A 17,333-nucleotide genomic window follows, 5' to 3' on the forward strand; every position below is an offset into this window, starting at 1 on the left:
TGAAAATAACGATTTCACACGGGTAAATTAGTTAATTTTATTAAAGTCAGATTAGTCGTAATCGCGCGTGATTACTGTTTTTTGTCTGGTTCAGCATAATCGATTCCCGTTTGCAGATAACGGGCAATAAAAAAGGGCGATTGCTCGCCCTTTGCTGATCATATCGTGCTATCAAGCAGTAAAATTATTCGCCGATTTTTGCCCAGGTATCACGCAGACCCACAGTGCGGTTGAACACCAGTTTCGACGGCTGCGAGTACACGCTGTCAGCGCAGAAGTAACCTTCGCGCTCAAACTGATACGGCGCCAGCGCGCTGGCGGCACGCAGACCCGGCTCAACGAAGCCCTGTTTGATCTCCAGCGAGTTCGGGTTAATGGTGGTGAGGAAATCCTCGGCCGCGCCCGGGTTTGGCACGCTGAACAGACGATCGTACAGGCGGAATTCGGCAGGCAGCGCGTGAATCGCCGACACCCAATGGATAACGCCTTTCACCTTGCGGCCATCGGCCGGATCTTTGCTCAGGGTGTCGACATCGCAGGTAGCGTAGATGCAGGTGATGTCGCCGGCTTCATCTTTCGCCACGCGCTCGGCACGAATGACGTAAGCGTTGCGCAGACGAACTTCTTTACCCAGCACCAGACGTTTGTACTGCTTGTTGGCCTCTTCACGGAAGTCGGCACGATCGATCCACACCTCACGGCTGAACGGCACCTCACGCGTGCCCATCTCCGGCTTGTTCGGGTGGTTCGGCATGCTGATGATTTCTTCATGCCCGGCCGGCAGGTTCTCGATCACCACTTTCAGCGGATCCAGCACCGCCATGGCGCGCGGCGCGTTCTCGTTGAGGTCGTCACGAATGCACGACTCCAGCGACGCCATCTCAACAATGTTGTCCTGCTTGGTCACACCGATACGGCGGCAGAATTCGCGGATTGACGCCGCGCTATAGCCACGACGGCGCAGACCGGATACGGTCAGCATGCGCGGATCGTCCCAGCCTTCAACAATCTTCTCGCTCACCAGCTGCGTCAGCTTACGCTTCGACATCACCGCATATTCCAGATTCAGGCGCGAGAACTCGTACTGACGCGGATGCACCGGAATAGTGATGTTATCCAGCACCCAGTCGTAGAGACGACGGTTATCCTGGAACTCCAGCGTACACAGGGAATGGGTGATGCCTTCCAGCGCATCGGAGATGCAGTGGGTAAAGTCGTACATCGGATAGATGCACCACTTGTTGCCAGTCTGGTGGTGTTCGGCAAATTTAATGCGGTACAGCACCGGATCGCGCATCACAATAAAGCTGGATGCCATGTCGATTTTGGCACGCAGACAGGCTTTGCCCTCTTCGAAGCCGCCATCACGCATCTTCTGGAACAACGCCAGGTTCTCTTCCACGCTGCGATCGCGATACGGGCTGTTTTTGCCCGGCGCGGTTAGCGTGCCGCGGTATTCACGGATTTGCTCTGGCGACAGCTCGTCAACGTAGGCCAGGCCTTTGTTGATCAGCTCAACCGCGTAGTTGAACAGTTGGTCAAAGTAGTCAGAGGAGTAACGAATGTTGCCGCTCCACTCAAAGCCCAGCCATTGCACATCATTCTTGATCGATTCAACGAACTCCATATCCTCTTTGACCGGATTGGTGTCGTCGAAACGCAGGTTGCACTGCCCCTGATAATCTTGTGCGATACCAAAGTTCAGGCAGATCGATTTTGCATGGCCAATATGCAGGTAACCATTGGGCTCAGGCGGGAAACGGGTATGCACACTGTTGTGCTTACCGCTCGCCAAATCTTCGTCGATGATCTGACGAATAAAGTTCGTTGGGCGGGCTTCAGCCTCACTCATCTCAAAATCCTCAAAACAATAGCGGGTGATTTGTACCACGAAGTAACGGAGTATGATCCACAAAGCGCTGAAGGGAAACAACCGTTTGTTGGTCGTTTTAAAACAAAAAAGGCAGGAATTGCTTCCTGCCTTCAGTGACGATCAATACGTGTTAATTTTTGACTTCGTACAGCGGCGTAACGCCTGCCACCACGGTACCGCCTGCCAGCAGATTCAGACCAGCAAAATCATCGCTGTTGCTGACCACCACCGGGCTGATCATCGAACGCGCATTGGCGTTGAGGAAGTCCAGATCCATTTCGAGGATCGGCTGACCCGCTGTGACGGTTGCGCCCTCTTCCACCAGACGGGTAAACCCTTTACCTTCCAGCGCGACGGTATCGAGACCCATGTGCACGACAATCTCAACGCCATTTTCGGCTTCAAGGCAGAATGCATGGTTGGTGTTGAAGATTTTCACCACAGTGCCCGCCACCGGCGCGACGACAGTTTTATCGCTCGGTTTGATCGCCAGACCATCGCCTACCGCTTTGCTGGCGAAGGCTTCATCCGGCACGTTTTCCAGCGCTACCACTTCGCCACTGACCGGTGCCAGCAGCGTTGCAATCACCTTTTTCTCGCTGTTGCGCACGGCCTGGGGCTGAGCAGCCGCAGGCGCGGCGGTGGTTGCCGCAGCAGGTGCCGCTGCGCCGGCTACCGGACCTTTGCTCAGTACGGTTTTCATCGCGGTCGCAATGCTTTCGGCCTGCGTACCAACAATGATCTGCACGCTCTGCTTGTTAAGGCGGATCACACCAGAAGCACCGAGGCGTTTAGCCACACTCTCATTCACCTGCGCAGAGTCTTTCACATTCAGACGCAGACGGGTGATGCAGGCGTCGATGTTGGTCAGGTTGTCAGAACCGCCTATCGCACCGATATAGCGACGCGCCAGTGATTCGGTTTCGCTCTCACCGTTGCTGCTGTGATCAACGTTGACGTCGTAGCCGTCTGTCTCATCACCGGCAGCCAGCTCGCGACCCGGCGTCAGCAGGTTGAATTTCTGAATGGTGAAGCGGAACACCACGTAGTAGATAACGAAGAACACCAGACCCTGCGGGATCAGCATCCACCAGTGCACCGCCAGCGGGTTACGCGTCGACAGCACCATGTCCACCAGACCGGCACTGAAACCGAAACCGGCAATCCAGTGCATGCTGGCAGCGATGAAGACCGAAATACCGGTCAGCACGGCGTGGATGACATACAGCACCGGTGCCACAAACATGAAGGAGAATTCCAGTGGCTCGGTGATGCCGGTGAAGAAGGCTGCAAAAGCCGCTGCCAGCATGATACCACCGACTTTCGCGCGGTTTTCCGGGCGTGAGCAGTGATAGATTGCCAGCGCCGCACCCGGCAGACCGAACATCATGATCGGGAAGAAGCCCGCCTGATAGCGACCGGTGATACCCGGGATGCCGGTACCATTGGCAATAGACTGCGCGCCGCCCAGGAATTTAGGAATATCGTTGATGCCCGCCACGTCGAACCAGAACACCGAGTTCAGCGCGTGGTGCAGGCCAACCGGAATCAGCAGACGGTTAAAGAAGGCGTACACGCCCGCGCCGACCGAGCCCAGTTTCTGGATGTGCTCACCAAAGCTCACCAGACCGCCGAAAATGATCGGCCAGACATACATCAGGATAAAGGCGACCACAATCATCAGGAAGGAGACCAGGATCGGCACCAGACGGCGACCGCTGAAGAACGACAGCGCCTTGGGCAGCTCAACGTGGCTGAAGCGGTTGTACACTTCCGCCGAGAGAATGCCCACCAGAATGCCGACAAACTGGTTATTGATTTTACCGAAGGCGGCAGGAACCTGCTCCACCGGCATTTTCTGAATCATGGCCACCGCGGCGGGTGAACATAGGGTAGTAACCACGAGGAAACCTACAAAGCCGGTTAATGCCGCTGCACCGTCTTTATCTTTTGACATGCCGTAAGCCACACCGATGGCGAACAGCACGGACATGTTGTCGATGATGGCAGAACCCGATTTGATCAGCAGTGCTGCCAGCGCATTGCCTGCGCCCCAGCTGTCCGGATCGATCCAGTAACCTACCCCCATCAGGATTGCCGCTGCCGGCAGGGTCGCTACCGGCACCATAAGCGCGCGGCCGACCTTTTGCAGATATCCTAAAATACTCACCTTATTCTCCCCCTATGAGACTGGCGTTTTGCCGTGATGCGGGTTGATTTTATTATCCCGGCACCCGGTACCTTGATGACACACTTCACCACGAGGCGCAGTGTAAAGATAAATTAATTCGCCTCGCAAATTAAAACCAGTGTAACTGTGACTTTAATCACCAAAATGGACGTTTTTCACTGCGAAATGCTAGCCACTACCACAAACTTATTTTATGATGAAAAATATCAGGTCGCACTTTTCCAACGCCGCGAGCGCGCAAACGGGTTACCCTATAAGCAGCCAGCTGCAGCAGTAAACGCGACCCTAACTTTCCAATCTTAACTGAGGTGAAGACATGAGACTGATCCCTTTGGCCACACCGACCCAGGTGGGTAAATGGGCTGCACGCCATATCGTTAATCGCATCAATGCCTTTAAACCCAGCGCAGACCGTCCCTTTGTGCTGGGACTGCCAACCGGCGGTACGCCGCTGGAAGCCTACAAGCACCTGATCGAGATGCATAAAGCGGGCCAGGTTAGTTTCAAACACGTGATCACCTTCAATATGGATGAGTATGTCGGTCTGCCGAAAGAGCATCCGGAAAGCTATCACAGCTTTATGTACCGTAACTTTTTCGATCACGTTGATATTCAACCAGAAAATATCAATCTTCTGAATGGCAATGCCGAAGATATTGACGCAGAATGTCGCCAATACGAAGAGAAGATCCGCGCACTGGGTAAAATCCACCTGTTTATGGGCGGCGTCGGCAACGATGGCCACATTGCGTTCAACGAGCCGGCTTCTTCGCTCTCTTCCCGCACCCGCATTAAAACCCTGACGCACGACACCCGTGTGGCGAACTCGCGTTTCTTCGACGGCGATGTTGATCAGGTGCCTAAATATGCCCTGACCGTGGGCGTCGGCACGCTGCTGGATGCGGAAGAAGTGATGATTCTGGTGACCGGCCACGTCAAAGCCCAGGCGCTGCAGGCGGCGGTAGAAGGTAACGTCAACCACATGTGGACCATCAGCTGCCTGCAGCTGCACCCGAAAGCAGTGGTGGTGTGTGATGAGCCAGCCACCATGGAACTGAAAGTGAAAACCGTGAAATATTTCCGCGAAATGGAAGCGGAAAATATGAAGGGTGTGTAACAACACGTTGTAGAAAGCCTGCTGTTAAGCGCAGCAGGTTCAGCCGGGAGAAGAGATGATGTACGCATTAGTTAACGGCCGGATTTTTACCGGTCATGAAGTTCTGGACAATCACGCCGTGGTGATTGCCAATGGCCTGATTGAGCGTGTCTGCCCGCGCGATGCGCTGGACGCCGCGATTCCACAACAGGATGTGGCTGGTGCGTTCATCGCTCCCGGATTTATCGATCTGCAGCTCAACGGCTGCGGCGGCGTGCAGTTCAACGATGACATCAATGCCCTGAGCGTGGAAACGCTGGAGATCATGCAGCGTGCCAATGAAAAATCTGGCTGCACCAGCTATTTACCGACGCTGATTACCAGCAGTGATGAACTGATGAAGCGCGCGATTGAAACCATGCGTGCTTACCTGGCGAAGCATCAGAATCAGGCGCTGGGCCTGCATCTGGAAGGGCCGTGGCTGAATAAAGAGAAGAAAGGCACCCACAATCCGCAGCTGATTCGTCTGCCGGATGCGGAACTGGTGGATTTCCTGTGCGCCAACGCTGACGTCATCACCAAAGTTACGCTGGCACCGGAAAATGCGGGCAGCGCCGTGATTCGCCAGCTGCGTGACGCCGGAATTATTGTGTCGTCTGGTCACTCCAATGCCACCTATGCCGAAGCCAAAGCAGGCATCAGCGCGGGCGTCACCTTTGCCACCCACCTGTATAACGCCATGAGCGCCTTTAGCGGTCGTGAGCCAGGTCTTATCGGTGCGCTGTTTGATTCGCCTGATGTATACTGCGGCATTATTGCAGACGGTTTACATGTCAATTACGCTAACGTGCGCAATGCAAAACGAATCAAAGGCGACAAACTGGTGCTGGTGACCGATGCCACCGCGCCAGCCGGTGCGTCGATTGATCAATTCATTTTTGCAGGTAAAACAATATACTATCGCGACGGCCTGTGCGTAGATGAGAACGGTACCCTGAGCGGATCTGCGCTGACGATGATTGAAGCGGTGCAGAATAGCGTGGAACATTGTGGTATCGCGCTGGACGAAGCGCTGCGCATGGCGACCCTGTATCCGGCAAGGGCAATGGGTGTGGAAAAGCAGTTTGGTACGGTGGAAGCAGGAAAAGTCGCCAACCTCACTGTCTTTACCCGCGATTATCAAATCACTAAGACGTTCGTCAACGGAGACAACGTCCTCAGCGAGTAAGTACTGAATGACCACTGGCGGCCAGACTCAAATAGGAAATGTCGATCTTGTCAAACAACTTAACAGTGCAGCTGTTTACCGGCTGATTGATCAACAGGGGCCGATTTCGCGTATTCAGATTGCCGAACTCAGCCAGCTTGCGCCCGCCAGCGTCACCAAAATTACCCGTCAGCTTATCGAACGCGGCCTCATCAAAGAGGTGGAGCAACAGGCCTCCACCGGTGGGCGCCGCGCCATCTCCATCATCACCGAAACCCGCCATTTTCATACCATCGGCGTGCGCCTGGGGCGCAACGATGCCACGCTGACGCTGTTCGATCTCAGCGGAAAATCGCTGGCGCAGGAAGATTATCCGCTGCCGGAGCGCACCCAGGAGACGCTGGAGAACGCGCTGTTCAACGCCATCAGTGCCTTTATGAGCACGCACCAGCGTAAAATTCATGAGCTGATCGCTATCGCGGTGATCCTGCCGGGGCTGGTCGACCCGATTAACGGCATCATTCGCTATATGCCGCATATCGCCGTCAGCCACTGGCCGCTGGTGGCGAGCCTGAAAAAACGCTTTAACGTCACCAGTTTTGTCGGGCACGATATCCGCAGCCTGGCGCTGGCTGAGCACTATTTCGGTGCAAGCCGCGACTGTGCGGACTCCATTCTGGTGCGTTTACATCGCGGAACCGGCGCCGGCATCATCGCTAACGGCCACATTTTCCTCGGCAGCAATGGCAACGTGGGTGAGATTGGCCACATTCAGGTCGATCCGCTCGGCGAACGCTGCCACTGTGGTAACTTTGGCTGCCTCGAAACCATTGCCGCTAATGGCGCGATTGAGAACCGCGTGCGCCACCTGCTCAATCAGGGTTATCCCAGCAGCCTGACGCTGGATGATTGCCAGATGCCACAAATCTGCCGCGCCGCCAATCAGGGCGACGCGCTGGCCTGCGAAGTGATCGAGTACGTTGGCCGCTATCTCGGCAAAGCGATCGCTATCGCCATTAACCTGTTTAACCCGCAAAAAGTGGTGCTGGCCGGCGAAATTACCGATGCCGATAAAGTGCTGTTCCCGGCGATTGAGGGCTGCATTAACACCCAGGCGTTGAACGCGTTTCGCAAAAATCTGCCTGTGGTGCGGTCTGAGCTGGACCATCGTTCGGCAATTGGCGCTTTCGCGCTGGCAAAACGCGCTATGCTGAATGGCATTCTGCTGCAGCACCTGCTGGAAGAATAATAGTAAGCCTGCCGGCTGGCAGGCCCGACCGGAAGCCACCTATGACCATCAAAAGCGTAATCTGTGACATCGACGGCGTGTTGATGCACGACAATACCGCCGTGAAAGGCGCAAACGAATTCCTGCAGCGCATTCTGGAAAAAGAGATGCCGCTGGTGGTACTGACCAACTATCCGTCACAAACCGCGCAGGATCTGGCCAACCGCTTTGCCAACGCCGGCGTCGACATCCCGGATTCGGTGTTTTACACCTCCGCCATGGCCACCGCGGATTTCCTGCGTCGTCAGGAGGGCAAAAAAGCCTACGTGATTGGTGAAGGCGCGCTGATTCATGAACTGTATAAGGCCGGTTTTACCATCACTGACGTCAACCCGGATTTCGTCATTGTCGGCGAGACGCGATCGTTTAACTGGGAAATGATGCATAAAGCCGCCTTCTTTGTGGCTAACGGTGCGCGTTTTATCGCGACCAATCCCGATACCCATGCACGCGGCTTTGTGCCGGCCTGTGGCGCGCTCTGTGCCGGTATCGAAACTATCTCCGGCCGCAAACCGTTTTATGTCGGTAAGCCCAGCCCTTACATCATGCGCGCCGCACTGAATAAAATGCATGCGCATTCAGAAGAGACGGTGATTGTGGGCGATAACCTGCGCACCGATATTCTGGCTGGCTTCCAGGCCGGTCTGGAAACCATTCTGGTGCTGTCCGGCGTCTCTACGCTTAGCGATATCGACGCCATGCCGTTCCGTCCGGACTGGATCTACCCTTCCGTGGCTGATATCGACCTGTTCTGATTAGCGTCATGCTGTCTGCTTATGGCCCTGCACGCCGTTACGGTGTGCAGGGCTTTTTTATGTGTCTGGCATACCGCTGTGATTCAGCCGCTGACGCGGCCTCATCGGTTGCGCACAAAACCATCACTCCTGACAATTCATTAGACGACATCTAATTTAATCGCTAATTTTTTGAATAAAACTCAACATTAATTCACACCAACAATCTTTTTATCAATATTTAGTGATTTTGCTTGCGTTACCACCATCAATTAGCGCATTTTCTTATACATCACGCAGCGCAGGCTGCCGGACAAACTAGTCAATAACATCGCCACAGGGTGAGATCAGGAGTCAGTTATGTGTTCGATTTTTGGTGTGCTGGATCTGAAGACCGATCCTGTTGAACTGCGCAAGAAAGCGCTGGAATGTTCGCGTCTGATGCGTCACCGCGGCCCGGACTGGTCAGGTGTCTTCGCTGATGAGAAAGCCATTCTGGTGCACGAGCGCCTGTCCATCGTTGACGTGAACAACGGCGCCCAGCCGCTGTACAACGCGGATCACACCCACGTACTGGCTGTTAACGGCGAAATTTATAACCACCAGGCGCTGCGCGCGGAACTGAGCGATCGCTACGCGTTCCAGACCGGTTCAGACTGCGAAGTCATCCTCGCGCTGTATCAGGAAAAAGGCCTCGATTTCCTCGACGACCTGCAGGGCATGTTCGCCTTCATTCTGTGGGACAGCGTCAAACAGCAGTATCTGATTGGCCGCGATCACATCGGTATTATTCCGCTCTATATGGGCAACGATGAGCACGGCAACCTGTATGTTGCTTCTGAAATGAAAGCGCTGGTGCCGGTGTGCCGCAGCATCAAAGAATTCCCGCCGGGAAGCTACCTCTCCAGCACCGATGGCGAAATCCGTCGTTACTGGCAGCGTGACTGGATGGATTTTGCTGCCGTGGCGCAAAACACCACCGATGCCGCTGGCCTGAAGCACGCGCTGGAAGAGTCAGTGAAGAGTCACCTGATGTCAGACGTACCGTACGGCGTGCTGCTGTCCGGCGGCCTCGACTCTTCCATCATCTCTGCGGTGACCAAGCGCTTTGCCGCCAAACGTGTGGAAGATCAGGACAAGAGCGATGCATGGTGGCCGCAGCTGCACTCGTTTGCCGTCGGTCTGGAAGGATCGCCGGATCTGAAAGCGGCGCAGGCGGTGGCCGATCACCTCGGTACCGTGCACCATGAAATTCACTTCACCGTGCAGGAAGGTCTGGATGCGATCCGCGATGTGATTTACCACATCGAAACCTACGATGTGACCACCATTCGCGCGTCGACGCCAATGTATCTGATGTCGCGTAAAATCAAAGCGATGGGCATCAAAATGGTGCTGTCCGGTGAAGGCGCGGACGAAGTGTTTGGTGGTTACCTCTACTTCCATAAAGCACCGAACGCCCAGGAGTTCCACGAAGAAAACGTGCGTAAGCTGCTGGCACTGCACATGTTTGACTGCGCGCGCGCTAACAAAGCGATGTCGGCGTGGGGCGTGGAAGCACGTGTGCCGTTCCTTGATAAAAAATTCCTTGATGTCGCGATGCGCATCAACCCGGAAGACAAAATGTGCGGCAGCAACGGCAAAATGGAAAAACACATTCTGCGTGAGTGTTTCTCCTCTTACCTGCCGGAGAGCGTGGCGTGGCGTCAGAAAGAGCAGTTCTCTGATGGCGTAGGCTACAGCTGGATTGACACGCTGAAAGAAGTGGCGGCGAAGCAGATTAGCGAGCAGCAGCTGGCGACCGCACATTTCCGCTTCCCGCACAACACGCCAACCTCGAAAGAAGCGTATCTGTACCGCGAGATCTTTGAGGAGCTGTTCCCACTGCCAAGCGCGGCAGAGTGCGTGCCGGGCGGTCCATCCGTGGCCTGTTCGTCGGCGAAAGCCATTGAGTGGGATGAAGCGTTTAAATCGATGGACGATCCGTCTGGCCGTGCGGTAGGCGTGCATCAGTCAGCGTACAAATAAGCATTTTCTTTATGCGTATAAGGGGCCCATTGTGGCCCCTTTTTCTTGCATCTGGCGCGGATACGATCGAAAATTGCCGAATAAATCATCAGCCTGGTTACAAGCCAGACAAACAGGCGCGTTAAGGCAAAAAACGGCAAAAAATTTGTTGACGCTACAAAGCTCAATACGCATAATGCGCCCCGCAACGCCGATGAAGGTAACGCGAAAAAAGATGGCTACGTAGCTCAGTTGGTTAGAGCACATCACTCATAATGATGGGGTCACAGGTTCGATTCCCGTCGTAGCCACCATCTTTTTGCGGGAGTGGCGAAATTGGTAGACGCACCAGATTTAGGTTCTGGCGCCGCAAGGTGTGCGAGTTCAAGTCTCGCCTCCCGCACCATTTCAGTCTTCGGCAGCCGGATGGGGTATCGCCAAGCGGTAAGGCACCGGTTTTTGATACCGGCATTCCCTGGTTCGAATCCAGGTACCCCAGCCAATCCGATGCACTCTCGTGGATACGAGTCGACGAATGGGATATCGCCAAGCGGTAAGGCACCGGTTTTTGATACCGGCATTCCCTGGTTCGAATCCAGGTATCCCAGCCATCATCGGGCGCAGTAAAGCAGTACAATCTGGCTACGTAGCTCAGTCGGTTAGAGCACATCACTCATAATGATGGGGTCACAGGTTCGATTCCCGTCGTAGCCACCAAACAAATTGGGGTGTCGCCAAGCGGTAAGGCAGTGGATTCTGATTCCACCATTCCGGGGTTCGAATCCCTGCACCCCAGCCATACAAAGACAATTTGACCAAACACCTATTGGGGTGTCGCCAAGCGGTAAGGCACCGGATTCTGATTCCGGCATTCCGGGGTTCGAATCCCTGCACCCCAGCCAAATTGCACAACAGGCCCGCTTTTGCGGGCTTTGTTGTTTTTGTCGTTCCTCAATTTCACGCCTTATACAACAGATGGCGCCGCCACGATTGCGGCGCCCGGTGTGTTACAACCCCAGCGCGTAACGCAGCACCTGACGCTTGAGCACGCCAGCATTCTCTGCCGCAATCAGTCCAAGGTTACGCACCACACGCAGCGGCGGCAGCGCGTTGCTAAAGGCGAAGTAGAACAGATCCATACCGCCCTGCATCAGCAAATTATCTTTGTAGCGCTGACGGTGATAACGCTGCAATACCGGCAGCGATGCCCAGCGCTGCGCCTGGCTGCGCGCATCCACCAGCGTATCAATCAGCGCATCCACATCGCGGTAGCCGAGATTAACCCCCTGCCCGGCCAGCGGATTGATGGTGTGTGCAGCATCACCGACCAGCGCCAGGCCCGGTAGCACGTAGCGCGTGGCATGGCGGCGCACCAGCGGGAACGACGCCGCGTTCTTCACCTGGAAGCGGCCGACGCGCGCCGGGAAGTTGGCCTGTATTTCTTTGGCCAGCTGGCTGAGCGGCAGATTTTGCAGCTGACGGATCCGCGCCGGCGCGTCGTACCACACCAGCGAAGCGTGACGATCAAACAGCGGCAGAAACGCGCGCGGTCCGTCCGGCGTAAATTGCTGCCAGGTGGCATCGCCGGCCTCGTGTTCACACTCAACGCTGATTAGCATGCAGGATTGCGCATAGTTCCAGCCGCGCACGCCGATACCCGCCAGCTGTCGCACGCGCGAATTAGCACCATCGGCCCCCACCACCAGCTGGCTATCCAGCGTGGTCCCGTCATCCAGCTGCAGCTGCCAGCCGCCGCTGTGCGCCTGCAGCGCCTGCAGCGCCTGCAGTGAGGCCGGACACAGCAGCGTTACGCCATCCTGCTGCATCTGCTCCCACAGCGCGCGCTGCAGCACGCTGTTTTCCACCATATAGCCCAGCTCGGGAATGCCCAGTGCAGCGGCGTCAAAGGTGACGTGTGCGCTTTGCCACTCCCAGGTTTCCAGCTTGCGGTAGGGCGCGCTGCGCATCGCCTGGACACGCGGCCAGACATTGAGCTGGCGCAGCAGCGCCACCGATGACGCACCAATGGCGGAGATGCGTATATCCGGCGCCAGGCTGGCGTCAAACGCGGCCGGCTCGGCACGCTCAATCACCGCCACGCGAAACTGCTGCTGCGCCAGACCACAGGCCAGCGCGGCACCGACCATGCCGCCGCCCACTACCACCACATCAAACTGTGAATCCTGCATCGACTCTTATCCTTCTGATTGCCGTGACGCCTTGCGGCAGCACTCTATGTGGCAAAGTGTACCGGAAATTTACCGCACCAGCAGAAAAGCCCTGCTAATCTTGTGCTTCAGCCGTGCATGTTTAACGCACCTGTCGCGTGAAATATAACCGGGCATCATGCCCAAAATAATTCGTGCGCCGGGAAGGCGGCAAGCAAGGATCATCCCGGGAGCTTACATCAGTAAGTGACCGGGAGAGCCGCGCGCAGCCAACGCACCCGGCGTGTGAAATATAACCGGGCATCATGCCCTAAATAATTCGTGCGCCAGGAAGGCGGCAAGCAAGGATCTCCCCGGGAGCATACATCAGTAAGTGACCGGGGGAGCTGCGCGCAGCCAACGCACCTGTCGCGTGAAATATAACCGGGCATCATGTCCTAAATAATTCGTGCGCCGGGAAGGCGGCAAGCAAGGATCATCCCGGGAGCTTACATCAGTAAGTGACCGGGGGAGCCGCGCGCAGCCAACGCACCTGGCGTGCGAAGTATGACGGGCATGCTGGTCACACCCGCGCCAAAGCATTACAATACGCGCCCTGCACTTCTCTGCTCAGAATCAATGGCTAGTTCAATGACCAAAAAACTGCATATCAAAACCTGGGGCTGTCAGATGAACGAATATGATTCATCGAAGATGGCTGACCTACTGAACAGCACGCACGGCTATACCCTGACGGAGGAAGCCGAAGACGCAGACGTTCTGCTGCTGAATACCTGCTCCATCCGTGAGAAGGCGCAGGAAAAAGTGTTTCACTTACTGGGACGCTGGAAGAAGCTGAAGGCGAAGAATCCTGAGCTGATTATTGGCGTGGGCGGCTGCGTGGCTTCGCAGGAGGGCGATAAAATTCGCCAGCGCGCGCAGTGCGTGGACATCGTTTTTGGCCCGCAGACGCTGCACCGTCTGCCGGAGATGATTAATCAGGTGCGCGGCAGCAAGAGTCCGATTGTTGACGTCTCGTTCCCGGAAATCGAAAAGTTTGATCGCCTGCCGGAGCCGCGCGCTGAAGGGCCTACGGCTTTTGTCTCGATCATGGAAGGCTGCAATAAGTATTGCACTTTCTGCGTGGTGCCTTATACGCGCGGCGAGGAAGTGAGCCGTCCCTGCGATGACATCCTGCTGGAAGTTGCCCAGCTCGCAGCCCAGGGCGTGCGTGAAGTGAATCTGCTGGGGCAGAACGTCAACGCTTATCGCGGCGCGACCTTTGACGACCAGATTTGTACCTTTGCCGAGCTGCTGCGTCTGGTGGCCGCGATTGACGGGATTGACCGGATACGTTTCACCACCAGCCATCCGATTGAGTTCACCGACGACATCATCGACGTTTATCGTGATACGCCGGAGCTGGTGAGCTTCCTGCACCTGCCAGTGCAGAGCGGTGCCGATCGTATTCTGACGCTGATGAAGCGAGCGCACACTGCGCTGGAGTACAAAGCGATTATCCGCAAGCTGGTGGCCGCGCGCCCGGATATCCAGATCAGTTCAGATTTCATCATTGGCTTCCCGGGCGAAACCCAGCAGGATTTCGAGCAGACCATGAAGCTGATCGGCGAAATTAATTTCGACACCAGCTTCAGCTTTATCTATTCGGCGCGTCCGGGTACGCCAGCGGCCGATCTGCCGGACGACGTGCCGGAAGAGGAGAAGAAGCAGCGTTTGTACATTTTGCAGGATCGCATCAATCAGCAGGCGATGGCATGGAGCCGCCGCATGCTTGGTACCGTTCAGCGTATTCTGGTGGAAGGTACCTCACGTAAGAATGTGATGGAGCTGACCGGCCGTACCGAAAACAACCGCGTGGTCAACTTTGAAGGCGACGTGCGCATGATCGGTAAATTTGTTGATGTCGAAATCGTCGATGTTTATACCAATTCGCTGCGTGGCGTCGTGGTTCGCACCGAAGAGGAGATGGGCCTGCGCGTCGCGGAGAGTCCGGCATCGGTGATTGCGCGTACGCGTAAAGAGGATGAGATCGGCGTGGGCCTGTATCAACCTTGAGACCGCGATTACTGAGCGACAGCGCACAACGCGCTGTCGCCTGTTTCATCCCGCAGCCCTTGCTTTCCGCAGCTGCCGCCCAAATATCTCCCCTGAAGCTTGCGCCCGGGCGCGACCCCATAAATAATTCCGTAAAGATGCTGACGCCTGGCGTGCGGTATCTGCTATTTCTTTCAACTGGCCCTGAGTGACCCAAAGGATTCATTTGAATATCGAAACTCGTGAAATCGCCCTTGAACCGGCAGACAATCGTCGACTGATGAGCCTGTGCGGTCCGTTTGATGACAACGTAAAACAGCTGGAGCGCCGTCTGGGCATTGAGATCAATCGCCGCGACAACCTGTTTAAGCTGGTCGGCCGCGCCTTGAGTGTCGAGGCGGCCGCCAATATTCTGCGTTCGCTGTACGTTGATACCGCGCCGGTGCGCGGCCAGATCCCGGACATTGAACCGGATCAGATCCATCTGGCGATCAAAGAGAGTCGCGTGCTGGAGCAGACGGCCGACAGCGTGCCGGAGTACGGTAAAGCGGTAAATATCAAGACCAAGCGCGGCGTAATTAAACCGCGTACGCCAAACCAGGCGCAGTACATCGCCAATATTCTCGATCACGACATCACCTTCGGCATTGGGCCGGCCGGGACCGGGAAAACCTATCTGGCGGTAGCCGCTGCAGTGGATGCGCTGGAGCGGCAGGAGATTCGCCGTATTCTGCTGACGCGTCCGGCGGTCGAAGCCGGCGAAAAGCTCGGCTTCCTGCCCGGCGATCTCAGTCAGAAAGTCGATCCTTACCTGCGTCCACTGTATGACGCTCTGTTTGAAATGCTGGGCTTCGAGCGCGTCGAGAAGCTGATGGAGCGCAACGTGATTGAAGTCGCGCCGCTGGCCTACATGCGCGGCCGTACGCTGAACGACGCATTCGTGATTCTCGATGAGAGCCAGAACACCACCATCGAACAGATGAAGATGTTCCTGACGCGTATCGGCTTCAACTCCAAAGCGGTGATTACCGGTGACGTGACGCAGATTGACCTGCCGCGCAGCACCAAATCCGGTCTGCGCCACGCCATCGAAGTGCTGGCCAATGTGGAAGAGATCAGCTTCAACTTTTTCCACAGCGAAGACGTGGTGCGTCATCCGGTGGTCGCACGCATTGTTAATGCTTATGAAGCCTGGGAAGAAGCGGACCAGAAACGCCGTGATAAACTGGCGGAAGAGCGTAAGCGTGAAGCACAGGCGGCACAACCTGCCAGCCAGCCGACGCCGCAGGAGCCTTCATGAGCACGGTGATTTTAGATTTGCAGTTGGCGTGTGCCGATGAAAACGGCCTGCCCGCAGAAGCGGCGTTTCAGCGCTGGCTGGAGGCGGCGGTCACGCCGTTTCAGCCTGAGAGCGAAGTCACGATACGGCTGGTCGATGAAGCGGAGAGTCATGAGCTTAATCTGACTTATCGCGGCAAAGATAAGCCGACTAACGTGCTGTCGTTCCCGTTTGAAGCTCCGCCGGGCATTGAGCTGCCGCTGCTGGGCGACCTGATTATTTGTCGTCAGGTTGTTGAGCAGGAAGCGGCCGAGCAGGGCAAAAGCCCTGAAGCGCACTGGGCACACATGGTGGTTCACGGCACGCTGCATCTGCTGGGTTATGACCATATTGAAGACGAGGAAGCTGAAGAGATGGAAGCGCTCGAGACCGAGATAATGCTTGCTCTTGGCTATCCCGATCCGTACATTTCGGAAAAAGAAGACGCCTGAACCGCCGGTTCAGGACATTGCGCTGCTGGCGAGGATGCCGGCAGTTCCTTTCCCTCATTCGAGAGAACTAAATAAAAACGCCATGAGCGACGACCATTCTCAAAACAACGACGCACCCAGTAGTAAAAAGGGTTTTTTCTCCCTGTTAATCAATCAGCTTTTCCACGGCGAACCCAAAAACCGTGACGAACTGCTGGGGCTGATCCGCGATTCTGAGCAAAAAGAGCTGATCGACCAGGACACCCGCGACATGCTGGAAGGGGTGCTGGATATTGCCGAACAGCGCGTGCGCGACATTATGATCCCGCGCTCGCAGATGATTACCCTGAAGCGCAACCAGAGCCTTGAAGAGTGCCTGGCAGTGATTATTGAATCTGCCCACTCGCGCTTCCCGGTAATCAGCGAAGATAAAGACCATGTTGAAGGCATTCTGATGGCGAAAGATCTGCTGCCGTTTATGAGCAGCAGCGCCGAGCCATTCAGCATGGAAAAAGTGCTGCGCCCGGTCGTGGTGGTGCCTGAGAGCAAGCGCGTCGATCGCATGCTCAAAGAGTTCCGCTCGCAGCGCTATCATATGGCGATCGTCATTGATGAGTTCGGTGGTGTCTCCGGACTGGTGACCATCGAAGATATCCTTGAGCTGATCGTCGGCGAAATTGAAGACGAATATGACGACGAAGAAGATCGCGATATCCGCCAGCTCAACCGCCACACCTATACGGTGCGTGCGCTGACGCCGATTGAGGATTTCAATGAGGTATTTGGTAGCGATTTCAGCGATGACGAAGTCGATACCATTGGCGGTCTGGTGATGCAGGGATTCGGCCATCTGCCGGCGCGCGGTGAAAGCATCGACATTGAGGGTTACCAATTCAAAGTTGCGATGGCTGACAGCCGCCGTATCATCCAGGTGCATGTGAAAATTCCGGAAGACTCTCCGCAACCGCAACTGGAAGACGAATAAT

At 55.8% G+C, this 17,333-nt stretch carries 12 protein-coding genes and 7 tRNA genes; 16 read left to right on the forward strand and 3 right to left on the reverse strand.

What is annotated here, in order from left to right; genetic code table 11:
- Nucleotides 1-184: 184 nt before the first annotated feature.
- Both glnS and nagE read right to left on the reverse strand, forming a co-directional pair.
- Nucleotides 185-1,852, reverse strand: a complete 1,668-nt coding sequence (glnS, locus tag AC6I79_RS13615; RefSeq protein ID WP_338670413.1) for a glutamine--tRNA ligase — start codon at nt 1,850-1,852, stop codon at nt 185-187.
- 151 nt (nt 1,853-2,003) lie between these two features.
- The gene (gene nagE, locus AC6I79_RS13620) at nt 2,004-4,037 is read right to left on the reverse strand and encodes an N-acetylglucosamine-specific PTS transporter subunit IIBC (RefSeq protein ID WP_031279883.1); all 2,034 of its coding nucleotides are present in this window, start codon (nt 4,035-4,037) and stop codon (nt 2,004-2,006) included.
- A gap of 343 nt (nt 4,038-4,380) precedes the next feature.
- On the opposite strand from nagE, the gene nagB reads away from it, so the two are divergent.
- The 12 genes from nagB to AC6I79_RS13680 all read left to right on the forward strand — a co-directional run bounded on the left by nagB (nt 4,381) and on the right by AC6I79_RS13680 (nt 11,298).
- Nucleotides 4,381-5,181, forward strand: a complete 801-nt coding sequence (gene nagB / locus AC6I79_RS13625) for a glucosamine-6-phosphate deaminase (protein WP_031279884.1) — start codon at nt 4,381-4,383, stop codon at nt 5,179-5,181.
- 58 nt (nt 5,182-5,239) lie between these two features.
- On the forward strand, nt 5,240-6,388 hold the full coding sequence (nagA, locus tag AC6I79_RS13630; protein ID WP_058758042.1) for an N-acetylglucosamine-6-phosphate deacetylase: 1,149 nt from the start codon (nt 5,240-5,242) through the stop codon (nt 6,386-6,388).
- Nucleotides 6,389-6,395: 7 nt separating this feature from the next.
- The gene (gene nagC / locus AC6I79_RS13635; protein ID WP_058757890.1) at nt 6,396-7,616 is read left to right on the forward strand and encodes a DNA-binding transcriptional regulator NagC; all 1,221 of its coding nucleotides are present in this window, start codon (nt 6,396-6,398) and stop codon (nt 7,614-7,616) included.
- Nucleotides 7,617-7,657: 41 nt separating this feature from the next.
- Nucleotides 7,658-8,410, forward strand: coding sequence for an HAD-IIA family hydrolase (locus tag AC6I79_RS13640; protein ID WP_021508565.1), 753 nt, complete (start codon nt 7,658-7,660; stop codon nt 8,408-8,410).
- A gap of 339 nt (nt 8,411-8,749) precedes the next feature.
- The gene (gene asnB, locus AC6I79_RS13645; RefSeq protein ID WP_021508566.1) at nt 8,750-10,417 is read left to right on the forward strand and encodes an asparagine synthase B; all 1,668 of its coding nucleotides are present in this window, start codon (nt 8,750-8,752) and stop codon (nt 10,415-10,417) included.
- A gap of 216 nt (nt 10,418-10,633) precedes the next feature.
- A tRNA-Met gene (locus AC6I79_RS13650) sits at nt 10,634-10,710 on the forward strand.
- Between the two features lie 7 nt (nt 10,711-10,717).
- Nucleotides 10,718-10,802, forward strand: a tRNA-Leu gene (locus AC6I79_RS13655).
- Between the two features lie 21 nt (nt 10,803-10,823).
- Nucleotides 10,824-10,898 (forward strand) — tRNA-Gln (locus AC6I79_RS13660).
- A 34-nt stretch (nt 10,899-10,932) separates the two neighbouring features.
- Nucleotides 10,933-11,007: transfer RNA gene (locus AC6I79_RS13665), tRNA-Gln, on the forward strand.
- Nucleotides 11,008-11,036: 29 nt separating this feature from the next.
- Nucleotides 11,037-11,113 (forward strand) — tRNA-Met (locus AC6I79_RS13670).
- A gap of 7 nt (nt 11,114-11,120) precedes the next feature.
- Nucleotides 11,121-11,195, forward strand: a tRNA-Gln gene (locus AC6I79_RS13675).
- Nucleotides 11,196-11,223: 28 nt separating this feature from the next.
- A tRNA-Gln gene (locus AC6I79_RS13680) sits at nt 11,224-11,298 on the forward strand.
- Between the two features lie 105 nt (nt 11,299-11,403).
- Here AC6I79_RS13680 and ubiF read toward each other — a convergent pair.
- On the reverse strand, nt 11,404-12,585 hold the full coding sequence (gene ubiF / locus AC6I79_RS13685; protein WP_498027334.1) for a 3-demethoxyubiquinol 3-hydroxylase: 1,182 nt from the start codon (nt 12,583-12,585) through the stop codon (nt 11,404-11,406).
- Nucleotides 12,586-13,194: 609 nt separating this feature from the next.
- On the opposite strand from ubiF, the gene miaB reads away from it, so the two are divergent.
- From miaB to corC, 4 genes are all read left to right on the forward strand, one after another.
- Complete coding sequence (gene miaB / locus AC6I79_RS13690; protein WP_159378373.1) at nt 13,195-14,619, forward strand: tRNA (N6-isopentenyl adenosine(37)-C2)-methylthiotransferase MiaB; 1,425 nt, start codon at nt 13,195-13,197, stop codon at nt 14,617-14,619.
- A 205-nt stretch (nt 14,620-14,824) separates the two neighbouring features.
- A complete protein-coding gene (locus tag AC6I79_RS13695) occupies nt 14,825-15,898 on the forward strand; it encodes a PhoH family protein (protein ID WP_058769440.1) in 1,074 nt (357 codons plus the stop codon).
- Nucleotides 15,895-16,368, forward strand: a complete 474-nt coding sequence (gene ybeY / locus AC6I79_RS13700; protein ID WP_010616134.1) for an rRNA maturation RNase YbeY — start codon at nt 15,895-15,897, stop codon at nt 16,366-16,368. Before AC6I79_RS13695 ends, ybeY begins: the two co-directional genes overlap by 4 nt.
- Before the next feature lie 82 nt (nt 16,369-16,450).
- Entirely contained in the window at nt 16,451-17,332 is an 882-nt protein-coding gene (corC, locus tag AC6I79_RS13705; RefSeq protein ID WP_021508571.1) for a CNNM family magnesium/cobalt transport protein CorC, read from the forward strand.
- Nucleotide 17,333: the final 1 nt, after the last annotated feature.

The sequence above is a fragment of the gamma proteobacterium symbiont of Scutellera amethystina genome (assembly GCF_059730845.1).

What these genes read in the sequence shown, in the direction of transcription:
- nagA (WP_058758042.1), top strand. Translation starts at nt 5,240, where the DNA reads ATGTACGCATTAGTTAACGGCCGGATTTTTACCGGTCATGAAGTTCTG.
- nagB (WP_031279884.1), top strand. Translation starts at nt 4,381, where the DNA reads ATGAGACTGATCCCTTTGGCCACACCGACCCAGGTGGGTAAATGGGCT.
- nagC (WP_058757890.1), top strand. Translation starts at nt 6,396, where the DNA reads ATGACCACTGGCGGCCAGACTCAAATAGGAAATGTCGATCTTGTCAAA.
- AC6I79_RS13640 (WP_021508565.1), top strand. Translation starts at nt 7,658, where the DNA reads ATGACCATCAAAAGCGTAATCTGTGACATCGACGGCGTGTTGATGCAC.
- ubiF (WP_498027334.1), bottom strand. Translation starts at nt 12,585, where the DNA reads ATGCAGGATTCACAGTTTGATGTGGTGGTAGTGGGCGGCGGCATGGTC.
- asnB (WP_021508566.1), top strand. Translation starts at nt 8,750, where the DNA reads ATGTGTTCGATTTTTGGTGTGCTGGATCTGAAGACCGATCCTGTTGAA.
- miaB (WP_159378373.1), top strand. Translation starts at nt 13,195, where the DNA reads ATGACCAAAAAACTGCATATCAAAACCTGGGGCTGTCAGATGAACGAA.
- corC (WP_021508571.1), top strand. Translation starts at nt 16,451, where the DNA reads ATGAGCGACGACCATTCTCAAAACAACGACGCACCCAGTAGTAAAAAG.
- glnS (WP_338670413.1), bottom strand. Translation starts at nt 1,852, where the DNA reads ATGAGTGAGGCTGAAGCCCGCCCAACGAACTTTATTCGTCAGATCATC.
- ybeY (WP_010616134.1), top strand. Translation starts at nt 15,895, where the DNA reads ATGAGCACGGTGATTTTAGATTTGCAGTTGGCGTGTGCCGATGAAAAC.